At 40.1% G+C, this 16,775-nt stretch carries 17 protein-coding genes; 3 read left to right on the forward strand and 14 right to left on the reverse strand.

Annotated elements, in window-relative coordinates; genetic code table 11:
* Positions 1 to 17: 17 nt before the first annotated feature.
* The 7 genes from ACQKFG_RS02880 to ACQKFG_RS02910 all read right to left on the reverse strand — a co-directional run bounded on the left by ACQKFG_RS02880 (position 18) and on the right by ACQKFG_RS02910 (position 7,635).
* Positions 18 to 827 (reverse strand): YitT family protein, encoded by an 810-nt coding sequence (locus tag ACQKFG_RS02880; RefSeq protein ID WP_098371346.1) that lies wholly within the window; start codon positions 825 to 827, stop codon positions 18 to 20.
* A gap of 149 nt (positions 828 to 976) precedes the next feature.
* Complete coding sequence (locus ACQKFG_RS02885; RefSeq protein WP_427556060.1) at positions 977 to 2,242, reverse strand: M48 family metallopeptidase; 1,266 nt, start codon at positions 2,240 to 2,242, stop codon at positions 977 to 979.
* Between the two features lie 329 nt (positions 2,243 to 2,571).
* A complete protein-coding gene (locus tag ACQKFG_RS02890; RefSeq protein ID WP_427556063.1) occupies positions 2,572 to 3,264 on the reverse strand; it encodes a LuxR C-terminal-related transcriptional regulator in 693 nt (230 codons plus the stop codon).
* Between the two features lie 178 nt (positions 3,265 to 3,442).
* Positions 3,443 to 3,970, reverse strand: coding sequence for an HD domain-containing protein (locus ACQKFG_RS02895; protein ID WP_034314654.1), 528 nt, complete (start codon positions 3,968 to 3,970; stop codon positions 3,443 to 3,445).
* 175 nt (positions 3,971 to 4,145) lie between these two features.
* Positions 4,146 to 5,690: a fatty acid--CoA ligase family protein gene (locus ACQKFG_RS02900; RefSeq protein WP_427556066.1), complete on the reverse strand. Its 1,545-nt coding sequence runs from the start codon at positions 5,688 to 5,690 to the stop codon at positions 4,146 to 4,148.
* A gap of 179 nt (positions 5,691 to 5,869) precedes the next feature.
* Positions 5,870 to 6,859 (reverse strand): lipoate--protein ligase, encoded by a 990-nt coding sequence (locus ACQKFG_RS02905; protein ID WP_342615249.1) that lies wholly within the window; start codon positions 6,857 to 6,859, stop codon positions 5,870 to 5,872.
* 41 nt (positions 6,860 to 6,900) lie between these two features.
* Positions 6,901 to 7,635 carry an MBL fold metallo-hydrolase gene (locus ACQKFG_RS02910; RefSeq protein ID WP_192203650.1) on the reverse strand — a complete coding sequence of 245 codons (735 nt, stop codon included), beginning with the start codon at positions 7,633 to 7,635 and terminating at the stop codon, positions 6,901 to 6,903.
* 173 nt (positions 7,636 to 7,808) lie between these two features.
* Between ACQKFG_RS02910 and yhfH the strand changes: the two genes are divergently transcribed.
* Complete coding sequence (yhfH, locus tag ACQKFG_RS02915) at positions 7,809 to 7,937, forward strand: protein YhfH (protein WP_076367255.1); 129 nt, start codon at positions 7,809 to 7,811, stop codon at positions 7,935 to 7,937.
* Positions 7,938 to 8,099: 162 nt separating this feature from the next.
* Here yhfH and ACQKFG_RS02920 read toward each other — a convergent pair whose 3' ends face one another.
* The 3 genes from ACQKFG_RS02920 to hemE form a co-directional block, all read right to left on the reverse strand.
* Positions 8,100 to 8,675, reverse strand: a complete 576-nt coding sequence (locus tag ACQKFG_RS02920) for a TetR/AcrR family transcriptional regulator (RefSeq protein ID WP_260284571.1) — start codon at positions 8,673 to 8,675, stop codon at positions 8,100 to 8,102.
* 268 nt (positions 8,676 to 8,943) lie between these two features.
* Positions 8,944 to 9,879 carry a ferrochelatase gene (hemH, locus tag ACQKFG_RS02925; protein ID WP_192203648.1) on the reverse strand — a complete coding sequence of 312 codons (936 nt, stop codon included), beginning with the start codon at positions 9,877 to 9,879 and terminating at the stop codon, positions 8,944 to 8,946.
* Positions 9,880 to 9,957: 78 nt separating this feature from the next.
* Positions 9,958 to 11,001 (reverse strand): uroporphyrinogen decarboxylase, encoded by a 1,044-nt coding sequence (hemE, locus tag ACQKFG_RS02930; RefSeq protein WP_192203647.1) that lies wholly within the window; start codon positions 10,999 to 11,001, stop codon positions 9,958 to 9,960.
* Between the two features lie 272 nt (positions 11,002 to 11,273).
* On the opposite strand from hemE, the gene ACQKFG_RS02935 reads away from it, so the two are divergent.
* Positions 11,274 to 11,789 (forward strand): antibiotic biosynthesis monooxygenase family protein, encoded by a 516-nt coding sequence (locus ACQKFG_RS02935; protein WP_427556073.1) that lies wholly within the window; start codon positions 11,274 to 11,276, stop codon positions 11,787 to 11,789.
* Between the two features lie 181 nt (positions 11,790 to 11,970).
* On the opposite strand, the gene ACQKFG_RS02940 is transcribed toward ACQKFG_RS02935, so the two are convergent.
* On the reverse strand, positions 11,971 to 12,594 hold the full coding sequence (locus ACQKFG_RS02940) for a phosphatase PAP2 family protein (RefSeq protein ID WP_427556076.1): 624 nt from the start codon (positions 12,592 to 12,594) through the stop codon (positions 11,971 to 11,973).
* A gap of 92 nt (positions 12,595 to 12,686) precedes the next feature.
* Here ACQKFG_RS02940 and ACQKFG_RS02945 point away from each other — a divergent pair, with 92 nt between their 5' ends.
* Complete coding sequence (locus ACQKFG_RS02945) at positions 12,687 to 13,898, forward strand: M20 family metallopeptidase (RefSeq protein ID WP_349729018.1); 1,212 nt, start codon at positions 12,687 to 12,689, stop codon at positions 13,896 to 13,898.
* A 28-nt stretch (positions 13,899 to 13,926) separates the two neighbouring features.
* Here ACQKFG_RS02945 and ACQKFG_RS02950 read toward each other — a convergent pair whose 3' ends face one another.
* The 3 genes from ACQKFG_RS02950 to ACQKFG_RS02960 form a co-directional block, all read right to left on the reverse strand.
* Positions 13,927 to 14,634: an EcsC family protein gene (locus ACQKFG_RS02950; protein ID WP_342615246.1), complete on the reverse strand. Its 708-nt coding sequence runs from the start codon at positions 14,632 to 14,634 to the stop codon at positions 13,927 to 13,929.
* A gap of 103 nt (positions 14,635 to 14,737) precedes the next feature.
* Positions 14,738 to 15,946 carry an ABC transporter permease gene (locus ACQKFG_RS02955; protein WP_427556081.1) on the reverse strand — a complete coding sequence of 403 codons (1,209 nt, stop codon included), beginning with the start codon at positions 15,944 to 15,946 and terminating at the stop codon, positions 14,738 to 14,740.
* Positions 15,939 to 16,682 carry an ABC transporter ATP-binding protein gene (locus ACQKFG_RS02960; protein ID WP_192203642.1) on the reverse strand — a complete coding sequence of 248 codons (744 nt, stop codon included), beginning with the start codon at positions 16,680 to 16,682 and terminating at the stop codon, positions 15,939 to 15,941. Before ACQKFG_RS02960 ends, ACQKFG_RS02955 begins: the two co-directional genes overlap by 8 nt.
* Positions 16,683 to 16,775: the final 93 nt, after the last annotated feature.

Genomic DNA, 16,775 nt, shown 5'->3' on the forward strand with positions numbered 1-16,775 from the left:
TTCTAATTTAATTATCATCACTCTTTATGAAACATCCCCATGACCTCGGCTGTTTCGGTTATATTGACAAAAGCATTCGGATCCACTTCTTTTATCATCGTTTTTACATCGGTTAACTGATAACGTGTTATGACTGTCATCATTACTTTACTCTTTTCTCCTGAATATGCACCTTCACCATCCATGACTGTAATCCCACGATAAAGGTTGGTCAGGAGCTTGGTTTTCATTTCGTCACTCTTTTTGGTAACGATCATCAAAGTTAATTTAATGTGATTGGAATGGATCGTATCGATCACCTTTCCTGCTGCATAAATGGAAATCAGCGTATATAATGCGGCATCCCAACCAAAGATGAAGCCTGAGATAACCACCACAACTGCGTTCATCACCGAAAGCAATGTACCAAGTGGAAAGTCGCTCTTCTTTGCCAATAGCATGGCAATGATATCAAAACCGCCTGAAGAACCTGAAGCGCGAAAGATGATGCCTATACCAAATCCCGATATGATTCCGCCAAATAAAGAAGACAAAATCGGATCAGTGGATATTCCGTGAACCGGAATGAGGTATAAACTGACGGATATCACGACAACTGATAATATCGTATAAGTGATAAAACGTCTCCCTAATTTCAAGTATCCAAGAATCAGCAATGGCAAGTTCAACAGAAAATTCAATATCCCTGTGTTGACCGGGGTGATGATTCCGAACATAATCGCAAGTCCACTAAGTCCGCTGCTTAAAATTAAATGAGGTATCAAAAATAAGTTATAGGCTACTGCAACAAGGACTGAGCCCATAGTGATCAAAAGTACATTATACATATCCGATCTCCTTAAAACGAACTGGGAATTTAATTTATTATAGTAGAGAACCTTAGATTTTAAAAAATAATAGTTTTTTCTGAAAACAACATACAAACTTAATTTATTCCGATATAGAAGAAAAAAGCCAGCTGGTTTTCAGCTGGCTTTCAATCACCTTTTGTATCTGTATTTTCAACCGTTGAAATCCGCTCGAGCATGGTTGGATGGGAATACCGCAGCCATTTAACCAGGAATGGTGGGTTGACTTGACTTAAACCCGACCTCGTGAGTTCCTGAAACGTCGTGATTGCTGATTCTTTATCCCCGGTCATTTCTATTGCATAACGATCAGCCCTTGTTTCTTGATATCTTGAAACATAATTGGACAGCGGACTCGAAGCAAAGAGCAGCACAGACGTTATTAAAAGAAATAAAGGAAGAGAAGAAATGCTGTCAATAGAACGAACCCTTAACAGGTGGCCCCAGCGTCTAATGATAAAATTCATGATTTTCGATGTCAGCCACAAACCGATTAAAGTCAGTCCTAAATAACCTGCAATCCCTATATAAATATGCTTTTCCACATAATGAGCCATTTCATGTGCCATGATAAAAAGGATTTCATCTTCCTTCAGTTTAATCAGGGTCGTATCCCAAAGGACTATTCTTGAGTTGGAACCTATTCCGGTCACGTATGCATTCAAGGCATTTGTCTTTTCCGCCATATTTACTTCATACACGTGTTCAGCAGGAATTTCAGCCTGTGAGGCAAGTGCCAATATCTCCGTTTCCAGCTCTTTATTTTTAAGCGGATAGAATTCATTATATAGCGGATCAATCAATACAGGCTGTACAAACATCAGGAACAAGGTAAATGGAATGGACAACATCCAAGCATAGAGCCACCACTTCTTCACACTTTTCTTCATTAACCAATACAAAACGGACACGATGATGAACATCATCCCGAAATTCACCCAGAATTCGATGACTCCATCCTTCATCCACGAGGTGAAACTTTGTGTACTTATATGGTAACTCCTGCTCATCCGGTATCCAATGAAACTGATCGGAAACAGTGCCAGGTAAGAAATAACGGAAAGCCAGAATAAGTAGATGCCCGTTCTGACCGCTTTCCACCTCGAGACTGCCATTGAAGACTTTTCAAATGCTTTTGAAAAACCGAATAATAAAATGAAGAAATACAGCAGCCATTCATATGGCGTGGATACGAAAAAAATAAAATTCCGCAGTCCTGAATACTCTTCGCTAAGCTTTAGTTCCCTTGCATTAAGGAATGTTGCAGGATCTGCTGCAGTTCCACGCAAAGCTTCGGGAATCGAGGTATCAGCTCCATAAAAAATATACCAATACATTGCCGCTGCATAAAGGATATATAACAGAATCGCTCTTCCAGCCCATTTTCTAACCATGTTGCCCCTCCTTAAACGAATCTCCCTCTTAATAGTTTAATCCAAAATGGACAGGTTAGAACCCCATTTCCCTTCTATATTATTTATTCCTTTCAATCTCATTATCAACCTTATGAATTAACTGAATACTCCTTCAGGCAAAAATGCACTTCCGGGATAGTATGGACATACGAGGAGGTGAAATAATGAATATGCAGAGATATTTTTTAAAAACCGGAGGGCCGGGAGGTTTAAGGCAACGGCGAATTAATCCCTTTGCCGCCACCTAATTGATTTGATGTAGTTCGTTTCCTCAAATTTTTTGGAATGTGAATTCGTCACGAAGCCGACTAATGGAACGGCGGGCATGAGTAGTCATCCCTTATCCCGTTTTTTTGAAGACTATGCAAAAGTGCCATAAGCTCCGGTCGATTATTAACATTCAGTTTTCTGTAAATGCGGCTTATATAGTTTTTTACCGTGCCGACGGATAGAAAAAGTTTTTTTGAGATTTGCTGATTTGTTTCACCTTGGGTCAGCAGGATAAGCAGTTCATACTCGCGTTTAGAAAAGGCCCCCAATTTTTCGATTGCCTTATCCAAAGTTACTGGTGATCTTTCAGCATCCTGCTGCAGCTTCTTCATTAAAATTGATTTAAATGAGGCAGGATAAACTATCTGACCGCTGGTACATTGACGGATTGCCGACAGCACCTGTTTCATTCCGCCATCCTGTAACACATAACCCGCTGCACCATGGCATATCGCTTCGATAAGATAATGACCTTCTGAATAGGCAGTAAAAATGATGAAAGGAGTGGATGGATATTTTACCTTTAAGATTGGCATGACTTCCTGTCCATACTTCCCTGATGACCGGGCATCAATAAGAATGACATCTGGCATGACTGATGATGTGTGATTAAAATCAAGAAGGTCCATTTCATTTCCAGTCACCCCTATGGCCTTAATGTCTTCTTCTTTTTCGATGAATTCTTCAATTCCTCCCTGACCACCATATATCAATAGCTTAATCGACTTCATAACATCACCTATAACTTTCATTATTTGTTATTAATCCGATAACTTTTTAAAATTGCCGCCGCGAATAGTTCTATTGGTCTATACTTTACATCATTAATTCACCTGATAACAAATTTAAACTGTAATATGCTTAAAAAGTGTACCTCCTGACAGTAAAAAGGCTATCACCCGTTTACCTTCAGGATGATAGCCTTTTTCTTTGTTCCTCATCTATGAGCGTATCAAGTTTCATGATGCTCTCCTTTGCCCGGGGAAAATCAATTTTGCGATAATGGTGTTTTCCACCTTCTTCTTCATCTTTTTCGTCGGCCCATTTGACGACTTGCTGAAGCGGTGTACGAATAATATCATTTGAAGGTAAGAACGAATCGGTGTGAAATAAAATGGCGAGGGAAATGGTCTTTGCCTTTATCGGGTTTTCTCCCAAGCGGATTAACAGTTTATGTGCTCGTTCTGCTCCTTTGATGGGGTGAATATCATTTTGTTTATACAAATCATAATCCCATTTACCATTGCGATACCAGGTGAAATGCCCCATATCATGCAAAAGTCCAGCTTTAGCAGCAATATCAGGGTCGACATTATATTCGTTTGCCAAGTGAAACGCATGGTATGCTACTGCAATTGCATGTGCCAGGCCTGAACGGTTCAAGTATTTTTGAGCAATGGGATGCGTAAAAATATCCAAAAGCTTTACATCTCTCATCTAACCCCTCCTTACAATTATGTGGAAATTTTTAATGACAATCATAACTCTTTTCGAAACAAGAATCAAGGTTTTAAGATTCTCCAATATATTTTATGCAGCCTGCTACACTTTGGTTGTACAAAATAAGGACCATGCCGGTTATAGGCAATGATCCCTGATGGTCAATGAATATTCAGTTTTGCAGTACATGGTTTTTCAAGGATCGGCGTAATATTTTACCAGTCGCATTTTTAGGAAGTTCATCCAAAAACTCGATTTTTGCCGGTACCTTATATTTGGCCAAGTGTTCCATGCAATAAGCAAGCAGTTCTTCCTCCGTCAATGCATTGTTTTTCTTTACGACAAAGCATTTAACCACTTCCCCTTGATTGGGATCGGGAACGCCTATGGCTGCTGCCTCAACTACTTCAGGATGGGCATACAGAACCTCCTCTACTTCACGTGGATAGACATTATAGCCACCGACGATGATAAGCTCCTTTTTACGATCTACAATGAAAAAATAGCCTTCATCATCCATCCTGGCTAAATCGCCTGTATATAACCAGCCATTTTTCAAGACAGCAGCTGATTCTTCAGGCATTTTATAATAACCCTTCATTACATTCGGACCTCTGACAACCAATTCTCCTACCTCATTGATCTGCACTTGTTCTCCAAGCTCATTGACCACTTTGTTTTCCACCCTAAGGATGGAGGTTCCGATGGATCCCGACTTCCTTGGACGATCCAAAGGATTGAAGCAGGTAACAGGGGAAGCTTCTGATAAGCCATATCCTTCTGATACCCTGACATTAAATTTTTGCTCGAATGATTCAAGAAGGGACACTGGCATGGCGGATCCGCCCGAAATGCATATCCGCAACGACTTCAAAGCATCTTCTTTTGCATCCGGGTATTGGAAAAGAAAGTTATACATCGTAGGCACTCCAGCAAAAACGGTCGCATCGTATTTTTTGATTTGCCTGAATATTTCCTTTGGACTGAATTGCGGAACAATTAAAAGCGTACCTCCGCTTATCAATGGGGCATTCACAACTACCGTTAAACTGAAAACATGGAACATTGGCAATGTCGTAATGACGCGGTCGCTTTCCGAGATTTTTAAATATTCACCAATATCATGCGCATTGGAAAATATATTGGTATGTGTGAGCATGGCCCCCTTTGGTTTCCCCGTTGTTCCGGAAGTATAGAGTATGATTGCCGTATCTTCAGGATCCAGTTCTGGCCCTTTAAAACCGTCATCCCCCGATTCGATCATTTTTGTAAACGATTTCATTTTGGGATAGATATTAAATTCGCTAATATCCCCATTATCCTGCTGCGTTTCACAAATAACATATTGTTCTACGCTTGAGAGGATCGGGTTCACTTTCTCTAGTAAGGGTAAAAGCTTATCTAATGCCACAACAACCTTTACATCGCCATTATTCAGGATATAAACAATCTCGTCAGGTGTGTAAATTGGATTGACGGGAATGACTGTTGCCCCTACTCGCATAGCCCCATACAACGAAATGATGAAATGTGGAGAGTTGCCCAATAACAGCGCAATGTTATCACCTTTTGAAACACCAAGCCTATGTAATTCGTCTGCGAACTTCGTAACGGCTTTATCCAATTCCCCATATGAAGTGGATTGATCCATAAAGTAATATGCTGGCTTATTCGCCTTTTTTATAGCCATTTGATGAAGCTGTTCAGATAAATTCAAATTTCTCCCTCCCCTGCAAATAGCATGAATGAATAGTCATTCATTTTTATGGTGAACTAAATACATTTTTATTATATTAAAAGAAAGCTATTACAGCAACAATTTTATCCATATTCAAGCAATTACTGTCATTATTAGGCACAAAAGCCGTCCTATTAAGTCGGGACGGCTTTTGTGGCTTAATATATTAGTGCCAATATTTCTTCTTTCGTTACATTGCCAAAATAATGACGAACATCGGTCTCATCTAGTACCCTGCTGATCGCTTCCTTTTCATAACGTGTTCCAGTAAGCTTTTGTTCAATATCCGCAACCTCTCCGACCCCGAAGAAATCGCCATAGATTTTACAATTTTCAATGATTCCCCTGTTCACTTCAAGGCGGATATCAACAGACCCCACAGGGAATCTATGTGAGTTTTGCATGTTGAATTTAGGCGATTTTCCGTAATTCCATTCCCAATTTTGATACCTTTCTTCAGAGATTTTGTGAATTTTCTCCCAATCCGTCTCCGTTAAAACGTACTCTGTAACCTTTCCGCCATCTTTGAAAATATTTTGCAGGAGGAATGAACGGAACTCTTCAACAGACATCGGTTCTTTTAAGAAATCAGCGATATTACCGACACGGCTTCTTATTGATTTTATCCCTTTGGACTCGATTTTATCTTTTTTCACTTTTAAAGCGGATACAATGTGATCCATTTCTGATTGAAACAGCAATGTCCCATGACTGAACATTCTGCCCTTCGTTGAAAACATCGCATTTCCCGAGATTTTCTTTCCTTCAGCCAGGATATCGTTACGACCGCTCAATTCAGCATGTATTCCAAGTTTCTCAAGCGTTTCCACTACTGGCTGGGTGAATTTTTTGAAATTATGGAAACTATCCCCATCATCTCTCGTGATGAAACTGAAATTGAGATTCCCCAGGTCATGATAAACCGCTCCACCCCCGGAAAGGCGGCGAACAACTGTAATCCCATTTCCATCTACATAATCGGCATTGATTTCCTCAATCGTATTTTGATTTCTTCCTATGATGATTGAAGGACGATTAATGTAAAATAGAAGATAGGTTTCATCTATATTTAAATGTTTAAGCGCATATTCTTCGATGGCGAGGTTAATTCTTGGATCGGTAATTCCCTTATTATCAATAAAAAGCACAGTTGTTCCTCCTTGTAGACTTCATATCACTGATGTTTCATTTATAGTTGGAATTCGAGATTGGTTTTAGCTACAGCTATTTCCCTTTTGAATACCTTGGATGCTTCTTTTTTCAGTTGATCAAGATCCCCATAATGAGGGAGATGAGTTAACAGCAATAGCTGGACGTCAGCCTTTTCTGCTAGCATGCCCGCTTCTCTTGCCGTCATATGCCCCGCCTTTGAACCATCCATATCACTGTAAAAATTACTTTCACATAGTAAAACGTTTGCATCTTTAGCGAAATCCGCCAGCTCATCCATATATGAACTATCCCCTGTGTAAACTATCGAATGATTTTCAGCTTCAATCCTCATTGCAAAACAAGGGACTGGATGATTTGTTTTCATGAACGTAAATTTACACGGTCCAATGGTTAAGGGCTGATCAGCAGTGTAGGCTATCCCCTTTGTCACGTCTTTATAAGTTAACTTACCAAACTCGACTTCGTCCAAATCATGACCATAAATGGGAATCGTCCTTTTTTCGCTGCCCAATATCTGCTGTATGAACGCAGCGTGCTGCAGGACACCAATATCCGCTACATGATCCGGATGATAGTGGGATAATACAACAGCACCTAGATCCTCCGGCTTCATATGGTTTTGCAGCTGTGATAGAACACCGCTGCCACAATCAAGCAGAATGCGAAAATCTTCATATTCAAGCAAATAGCCGGAACTTGCCTCATTTTTAGCTGGATAACCGCCCCAGCAGCCAATTACGGTGATTTTCATGCTTAGGCACTCCTTTTTTTCTCTCAATGACTTCCCCATTAATATAAACTATTCTTGCCCTTATTTCACCTTTTTTACTTATGTTATAAAACATTCATTGACATATAGATTCTGTTATAATACAATAAAACCATAGAAAAGCGAATAATAAAATAATTCAGGAGATGATGTTCATGATTCAAAGTAGCGTTGAGTTCTTTAAAAACCTGCCTCCGAAACAATGCATGGAATGCGGAAAAAAAATCGAAGAACAGCACGAATGTTATGGAAACCACTGTGATCATTGCCTTTCTGGAGAGTAGTATTCTTGTGTTCCACCATCCGCTTCCCAAATAGCAGGATGAATTTATATAACCTTCAGTTTCGCAGCTGAAAAACATCCCCAATAAAAAGAAGAGATACCGATGAGCGGTATCTCTTCTTTTTATTGGGATTCATTTCCTTTCAGCAAAAAAATAGAATTATCAATTTACGGATAATCCTTTGAACAAGTATATTTTAAATAGTTCAGCAATTTCCTCTTTCTCTAATGGGGCATGGTTCCTTTCCCAATCAAAAATCAGGGCAAGGTACATCTTTAGCATCAGGAAAGCTGTTATCTCTGGATCGCAAGGCTGTATATAGCCCTTATCAATCGCTATTTTTAGTTTTTCCTTAATGTAGGATACAATGGCTTCTTCCATTTCATTAACCATTTCCTGAACGGCCGGCGTACCAATATCCCGCTCTTCCTGAAGAAGTTTTAAAGATAATTGATGTTCCTGCCTGAACTCCAGAATTCGATATACGGCCCGATGCAGATTTTCAAAAAAGGAGAGTTGGTCATCCAAAGATTGTTCCGCTTCATATTTCATTTCCTCTATCATCCGCTGAACGATTTCTTTAAACAGCTCTTCTTTATTTTTATAAAAGGTATAAATGGTCCCTTTTCCCACATTGGCAATTTTAGCGACTTGATCCATCGTCGTTGCCTTATATCCAAAAAGAGAAAACGACTTGGTCGCGGCTTCTAAAATTAATTTTTTACGATCAACAGACATTTCCCACCTCGATCCTGACCAAACGGACAAAATAGTCATTATGTTCAACGATATCATATCAAAAGTATTCAGTCTTTTCAATATTTTTTAGAGAAAAAATGGCCATCCTCATTAATGGACAGCCACTCTTTCAAAGGGTATTTATTTAAATCACTCAGGTAACGTAAAAAAGCGTCGTTTTTCCAGGTGTATGGCACCTATCAATTTCATATGAAAATATGTAGTGCACATTGTAAGCATGGTTAAACCAATTTCCTCTATGGATTGATCATTTTTCCTGTAATTTATTTAAAATGATCGTGGCCAAAGCATCGATGAATTCAGGTTTAACATTGGGCATATCCGGCCTATAGTAACCTGCACCAATCTCTTCCGTCACAACCTTACATTCATAATCGTTATCATAAAGAACTTCAAGGTGCTCGGCAACAAAGCCAACAGGAATATAAATGAAAGCTTTATAGCCTTTTGTTTGATGAAGATCTCTGGTTAAATCCTGTACATCGGGTCCCAACCATGGTTCAGGTGTTTGTCCAGCGCTTTGCCAGCCTACTGCATAATTGGTAACACCTGCGCCTTCAGCAATCATGTCTGCCGTTTCTTTCAATTGATTTGGATACGGATCTCCTGATTGCAGGATTTTTTCAGGGAGGCTATGTGCCGACACAATCAAAGCGAAGTTATCGCGTTCTTCCGAGGTCATTTTCCCGATTACTTCTTTTACTTGGTCTACCCAATATTGAATGAATTTCGGCTCATCATACCAGCTTTCAACGGAAGTGATGGCCAGGTCCCCCAATTTAGCGGCTTCATCCTGGGCACGTCCATTATAAGACTTCACGCTGAATGTTGAAAAATGCGGGGCCAATACTATACTTACCGCTTCTTTGATTCCATCTTCATGCATTTGTTTCACTGCGTCTTCAACAAAAGGTTCAATATGTTTCAGTCCAAGATAAGCCTTGAATTCAACTTCTTCCTGAACAGAATTCAATTTCTTTTCAAGGGCTTCAGCTTGTCCTTCCGTTATTTTTGCAAGCGGGGATAATCCACCAATCGCTTCATATCTGCCTTTTAGGTCGGCAATCAATTCATCGCTTGGCCGTCTCCCATGACGAATATGTGTATAATATCTTTCAATATCCAATTCAGTATATGGAGTACCATAAGCCATGACTAAAAGGCCCATTTTTTTTCTTGACATGAAATTACACCTCATTAAAAGATTTCGTTCTTTTATTGTGCATCCAACTAAGGAATTTTAGCAAATGGTTCGCTCACCTTACTTCATTTTTGATGAATATTCATGAATGAAAGCAGTCAGCCTCTTCAGTGTTTCAGGATTTACGGAAGGGAAAACCCCATGTCCCAGATTAAAGATGTAGCCGTCCTGTTCCATGCCCTGATCCAGGATCCTTTTCGTCCTTTCTTCTATAACATCCCATGATGATAAAAGAAGGGCAGGATCAAGATTACCTTGTACCGTTTTCTGTATTCCCATTTGTCTTGCCTCTGTAATTGGCAGTCTCCAATCGAGCCCGACTACATCAATCGGAAGATCATTCCACTCAAGTGCCAAATGACTTGCGCCGACCCCGAACATGATTAGCGGTACATTTTCTTCACGCAATGAAGAAAAGATACGAGTCATGATCGGCTTGATGAACACGCGGTAATCTTCAACGTTCAAAGCACCTACCCATGAATCAAAGATTTGGATGGCACTAACGCCGGCTTTAATTTGTGACTTGACATATACAATGATCATATCCGCTAGCTTATCCATTAATGCAAACCAGGCCTTTGGCTCGGAATACATGAAAGCTTTCGTTTTATTGTAGTTTTTGGATGGGCCGCCTTCAATCATGTAGGAAGCAATGGTGAACGGTGCCCCGGAGAAACCGATCAAAGGAACGGACAATTGCTCCGTGGTCAATAATTTAATCGTGTCCAACACATATGGGATATCTTTCTCTGGGTTCAATTCACCTAATTTTTCAACATCTGTCACCGATTGGACCGGATTGGCTATGACTGGACCGATTCCAGACTTAATCTCAACATCCACACCAATGGCTGGTAGCGGTGTCATTATATCTTTATATAAAATCGCAGCGTCTACGTCATATTGTTCAACTGGCAATCTAGTCACATAAGCGCATAATTCCGGCTGATGAGTAATCTCAAAAAGGGAGTACTTCTCTTTCAACTTACGGTATTCCGGCTGTGAACGGCCAGCCTGACGCATATACCAAACAGGCACATGATCCGTTTTCTCTCCTCTTGCAGCTTTTAAAAATGTATCATTCGTAATTTCCTTAGACATTAATATCCACCTTTCAAGCAATCACGTTTCTATTTTTTATTCATTACCTACATAGAATATCAGAAGGATGTTGAATTTCAAATCGAATCTCCTTAAACTATAGCCTTTTCTATAATAGAAGTATAGCCAACCTATTTATTTGTCAGAAAATCGACTTTTTTATAAGTATCTTACCGGTATCAAAGGCTATTGGTTAGATTGAAAATGGTAAAAGCACTATTGATTGGGTAAAATGGGTATACAGGTACTATATAGATATTGGAGGGGAATTTATGAATGTATTCATTACATCAGGCAGTTTCAATTTTTTGAAAAGCAAAAAAGATAAGCATCCGAATGAAAATATATTACTTATGCAAAACCCTGACACTACAGTACTTTTACATGAAACAGAAGGTAAAACGATCTTCAGCTCTCCACGCAAATATGAAGTAGTTGATGGGAAAGGGAATCTTCAGGATCATGGGTATGTGGTCATGAACAATATACCGGTCAGTGAAGAAGGAAGACCGGTATTCGAACATCGTTTTAAAAACAGGGCAGGATTCATTGAAAATGAACCAGGTTTCGTCGCCCTTCGTGTACTGCGGCCAACCAACTCTGAAACTTATGTAATCTTAACGATTTGGGAGAAACAAACCGATTTCCTGCACTGGAAGAAATCCAGTTCCTTTCAGAAGGCGCATATCAGCGACTCCAAAGCTCCCGTTACGAATTCCAGCCAGAAGATGTTTTCAGGTGAACCTTATGTAACGCAGTATACTTTAGTGAAGAATTCAGAAGAATAATCCATTCTTGCTCAATAAGAGGCCCATCCTCATGGATGGGCCTCTTTGAATTCATAGTAATACAGAGCGTTATTTGGGACGGCCCAAAAATCATATGAACCAATGACCTTCCGACAAATTCCTTCTTTATTTCCGGGGAAATGCAACGTGTATTTACAATTATTTTATCTGAATCCCTCTTTCAAAGTACTTTAGGCCCGAGATATTTATACAATTTAAACAAGGTTAAAATATATGCCGCTCCTAATGCAAAGCCTGCCAGGATATCAGTTGGAAAATGGACTTTCATAGCGATCCTGCTGACCCCGATTAACAGAATCAGACTAACGAAACCGATTCCCACTGCCCATTTCAAAGAGTTCCCTTTAATTTCTTTCATGATTAAATAAGCAACCATACTGAAGAAAATAAGGCCCACCATTGCGTGGCCACTTGGAAAACTGAAGCCAGCGATCTCCATTAAATGATTTTCTGGGCGCACTCTTTTAATATGATTTTTTATCCACTCATTTAATACATCACCCCCGGCCATACCGATCGAGAAGATGGCCATGGTCCAATAATCCTTCTTTATTATCCATAAATATAGAACACATAATAAGCTTCCAAAACCAATGAACTTGGATTTCCCAAGATAGATAATGGACTTGAAGAAAGTGAACGAAAATGTATTCTCACTTACGGAAATAAGTTTCGTAAAATATGTATCGAACGTTAAAGGCTTCCCACTCTGGACTTCTTGCATCAAAAAAAAGAACAGTAGCAAGCAAATCAAAACCATAACAATCCAGGAATATTTAATCATGATATATATCTCCTCAAGGTATTTAATTCACTTTGGATCTTTCAGAATATGATATACTATTTACAATTAATCCAATCATTAGGAGGCGAAAAATGATACAGCGATTACACAATCTTCTAGATGGTTCATATGAAGAAATGGTTTCCATCAGACGTTATCTCCACCAACATCCCGAGCTTTCTTTTCAAGAAACCCAAACGGCTTCCTTCATCGCTGGATATTATAAAAAAATTGGAATCGAACACCGGACGAATGTAGGCGGTAATGGTGTTATTGCCAAGATTACAGGCAATAAGCCTGGTAAAACCGTAGCTTTGCGCGCTGATTTCGACGCCCTGCCCATTCAGGATGAAAAAGAAGTTCCCTATAAATCTTCCGTACCCGGGGTAATGCATGCGTGTGGACACGATGGCCATACAGCGGCACTCCTTGTCCTTGCAAAAAATCTGAATGATCTGAAGGATGAGCTCGAAGGTGAATATATATTTATCCATCAGCATGCTGAAGAATATGCTCCAGGAGGTGCCAAACCGATGATTGAGGCTGGCTGCCTTGATGGAGTGGATGTAATTTTCGGCACCCATTTATGGGCCACGATCCCTACCGGAACAGTCCAATACGCTTATGGACCCATTATGGCCGCTGCCGACCGTTTTGAAATCACCATTCAAGGGCAGGGCGGACATGGAGCCCAGCCGCATAAAACCCGTGATGCAATCGTAGTCGGCTCCCAGCTAGTCATGGCCCTACAGCAAATCGTAAGCCGCCGCCTTAACCCAATAGATTCTGCAGTCATTACCGTCGGTTCCTTTGTAGCGGATAATGCCTTTAACGTCATTGCGGATAAGGCTAGAATAATCGGGACCGTCCGCACTTTCAAGGAGGATGTCCGTTCATTCATAAGCGAAGAAATGGAGCGGGTTGTTAAAGGAACCTGCCTAGCTGCCGACTGCACTTATGAATATCAATACTTTCAGGGTTATCCAGCTGTTATTCCACATGTTGAGGAAACTAAATTCCTCATCGAAAGCACTGAATCCGTCAAGGAAGTTTTGATTACAGAGGAAATTGACCCGGATATGACAGGTGAAGATTTTTCTTATTATTTACAAAATGTGAAGGGTACATTCTTCTTTACGGGGGCCAAGCCCAAAAATGAACATACATATCCGCATCATCATCCTTTGTTTGACATCGATGAAAAAGCGATGCTCATTGCAGCCAAGATATTAGGCACTGCAGCTGTAACCTATCACAATAAGAAACAATCATCGCAAAAGGGGAATGAATCTTTATTACGGTAAAGAGTAAGGGACGGGTTCTCCCCGTCCCTTACTCTTTTAGAAGTCTGATTCGGTAACAATTGACAGCCGTCTCCCCAAGTTGTTCCAACAAATGATGGTTGGCATATGCACCGACAGCTGCCCCAAACCCTGGGACTAGCTGGAACATTTTGATGACATCGATGTGATCGCGATATTCCTGCTGAAATTCTTGCCAGTCTATTTCCGGCCATTTCCCTGATTCCCATTCTTCTATTACCCGTAATGTTTCCAGTTTTTTTTCCTCACTCGAAAATGCCATCTGAAAGATATGGAGTATGAACAGGCGTTCCTCATATTTATTTGGATCAAAACCATATATACGGGATATTTCGAATAATAACTTCATCTTGATGCTAAGCAGTAATGGAAAATCAGCCAATCCAATTAAAAGCCCTGCCGCTCCTGTTCCCACACCTTCTATAACGGCCGTTTTCCGATAGGCCGTTACAGTTTCCGCAACCCATTCTTCTTTTTGCTGTAAGGATAGAAGCACTACATTTTTTTCTTTAGACATATATTTTGAACCTGATAATACGGCCTCAATCATCCCTTTAATACTATCAGTAATCATTTTGTGCACTCGGTCTGGGATATAACTATTCATTTTGATTTGCGCCTTTTTGGACATCCGCTCAAGCTTGCCGGATTTCTTGGCTACTTTCTTTTTCCAGGATATTAGTTCCGATAATGCCTTTTGTCCATATTCATCCATCATTTAACACCTCCGTTAAATATGTATATACCACATATGAGGCTTTTAGTTTCAATTTTCATTTCTTAAAAGAAAAAGCTGATTTTATGAAAAATCAGCTTTCTGTTTAAAAGTTTTTAATTTTCTTGGCTGCATAAATTTTAAAACCGAGCAAGAAAACAAGCCCCATTGCCAAGGCGGCTAAAGCGGACATCCATTCCCCTTTCACCAGGAGGATCAAACCGAAGACAAGGTCCTCAAATAATAAGAAATAAGAAATTAGCTTTATGACTGCAGATTCTCTCATTTTTGCTGGCAATGGATACAATGAGACCCATACCTTCCATTCATGAGCCTTCCATACCGGCAGCAGTTGCAGGGCTGTCATGAATAGGAACATGAAGGTTACAATCAAATGTGCCCATATGTTAGTGAATACACTTAAAATCACTGACCCAATGATAGTCAAGCGAAAACAAAGTCCCACATAATCATTCGATCGCAACAGAGTACGGGCATAAAGATAGGTATACGTTGATTTTTCGCCATACGGAATGAATGATAATAGCCAGTCCATCCATTTCCTTCTTGCTACCTTTCCTTTCAAATGGGGAACATCAGTAAACATGTTTGCTATTCGATAGAAAGAATTCATCCTCTTGTTTTCCAGCTCCACCAGCCGTTCCCACTTAAGCACAAATCCTTTGGTTGCGCTTCGGTAATACATGTAAAGTCCTAACAATAATAAAAATGTTATAAGTGCAAACAGTATATTTGCCCTCGAACAGATGAAATAAAGAATCACTCCGTTAAGTAAAAAGCGGATGAAAGAGTCCCAATGGCTCACTGATGTATCCTGATATTTCAACACCTGCCAGCGCATGGTTAAATTCAAGAACTTCAAAATAAGCAAAACGACAAGGATGATTCCAAGGTCAGTACCTCCTGCACCCGTGACCTTCGAATACATCGGAATGGATGCAATGAGGACCACCAGAAGAATGAACCCCTGCATGACCCAACTTAATATCAGTGAATTCTTGAAATAGCTACGCAACTTCGTTTCAAGCGGAAGCAGGAATACCGTATCAGGTTCTTTCAAAAAAGTATTGATCGGGCTTCTGGTCACAATGATCGATAAAACAAAGGCCATGATCAATTCAGCAGGGAAATCACTGTCCAATGTCTTCACCCAATCACTGTAATAATAGGCCAAACCACCAAGAACCAATACCATGACAAAAACTAGATGGCCATTAAAAATATAGCGCAGATATTTTTGCGTTTCATTTATATAGCCTAAATATCTTTCCTTCCAGAGATTTTGACTATTCATGACCGATTTCTTCTTTCGTCAATTGAATATACAAATCATCAAGAGTTGCCCCCGGCATGGAAAATTGTTTGCGAAGCTGCTCAAGATCGCCTTTTGCCCGAATCTCTCCATTATGCAGGATGATGAAAGAATCACAATACCTCTCGGCTGTCGCCAGTATGTGTGTGGACATTAAAATTCCCGCTCCGCTCTCTTTCATTTTCCTCATCAAATCGAGCAGGGATTGAATGCCTAATGGATCAAGACCTACGAAGGGTTCGTCGACGATATATAATGACGGCTGTACTAGAAAGGCGCACATTATCATGACCTTTTGCTTCATTCCTTTTGAGAAATGGGCCGGAAACCATTTAAGCCTTTTTTCCATATGGAATTCCTTTAATAGAACGCCCATCCTTTCCTTATATGTGGCTTCCGCCAAACCATGTGCCATGGCCGTAAGCTTTAAATGCTCCTCAAGTGTAAGCTCATCATACAAGATTGGCGTTTCTGGAACATAAGTGAATTGTTTCCGATATGTATCCGGGTCCTGGGCAAGAGTTTTTCCATGAATCGAGACACTTCCGCCTTTCGGCTCCATAAGTCCGATGATATGTTTAATTGTCGTACTTTTCCCAGCCCCATTGAGCCCAATTAACCCCACTAGCTCATTTGGTTGAATGTCAAAACTTATTCCCTTTAAAACGGGCGTTTTCGTATATCCGCCCACTAATTGCTTTATTTCCAATAAGGACATATAAACGATCCTTTCTATATAGAGGTTCTTATTTCCATTTTATCAAATTCTCCTGCTTTTATATAGTCGAGTGTTCCCGGGACTGAATTTCCA

It is taken from the genome of Peribacillus sp. NPDC076916 (assembly GCF_050269675.1).
GTDB lineage: Bacteria > Bacillota > Bacilli > Bacillales > DSM-1321 > Peribacillus > Peribacillus aracenensis.

Coding starts and splice junctions, on each gene's coding strand:
- ACQKFG_RS02885 (WP_427556060.1), bottom strand. CDS start 2,242: ATGGTTAGAAAATGGGCTGGAAGAGCGATTCTGTTATATATCCTTTAT.
- ACQKFG_RS02950 (WP_342615246.1), bottom strand. CDS start 14,634: ATGATGGATGAATATGGACAAAAGGCATTATCGGAACTAATATCCTGG.
- ACQKFG_RS02945 (WP_349729018.1), top strand. CDS start 12,687: ATGATACAGCGATTACACAATCTTCTAGATGGTTCATATGAAGAAATG.
- ACQKFG_RS02955 (WP_427556081.1), bottom strand. CDS start 15,946: ATGAATAGTCAAAATCTCTGGAAGGAAAGATATTTAGGCTATATAAAT.
- ACQKFG_RS02960 (WP_192203642.1), bottom strand. CDS start 16,682: ATGTCCTTATTGGAAATAAAGCAATTAGTGGGCGGATATACGAAAACG.
- hemE (WP_192203647.1), bottom strand. CDS start 11,001: ATGTCTAAGGAAATTACGAATGATACATTTTTAAAAGCTGCAAGAGGA.
- ACQKFG_RS02890 (WP_427556063.1), bottom strand. CDS start 3,264: ATGAAGTCGATTAAGCTATTGATATATGGTGGTCAGGGAGGAATTGAA.
- ACQKFG_RS02910 (WP_192203650.1), bottom strand. CDS start 7,635: ATGAAAATCACCGTAATTGGCTGCTGGGGCGGTTATCCAGCTAAAAAT.
- ACQKFG_RS02935 (WP_427556073.1), top strand. CDS start 11,274: ATGAATGTATTCATTACATCAGGCAGTTTCAATTTTTTGAAAAGCAAA.
- yhfH (WP_076367255.1), top strand. CDS start 7,809: ATGATTCAAAGTAGCGTTGAGTTCTTTAAAAACCTGCCTCCGAAACAA.
- ACQKFG_RS02880 (WP_098371346.1), bottom strand. CDS start 827: ATGTATAATGTACTTTTGATCACTATGGGCTCAGTCCTTGTTGCAGTA.
- ACQKFG_RS02895 (WP_034314654.1), bottom strand. CDS start 3,970: ATGAGAGATGTAAAGCTTTTGGATATTTTTACGCATCCCATTGCTCAA.
- ACQKFG_RS02940 (WP_427556076.1), bottom strand. CDS start 12,594: ATGATTAAATATTCCTGGATTGTTATGGTTTTGATTTGCTTGCTACTG.
- hemH (WP_192203648.1), bottom strand. CDS start 9,879: ATGTCAAGAAAAAAAATGGGCCTTTTAGTCATGGCTTATGGTACTCCA.
- ACQKFG_RS02920 (WP_260284571.1), bottom strand. CDS start 8,675: ATGTCTGTTGATCGTAAAAAATTAATTTTAGAAGCCGCGACCAAGTCG.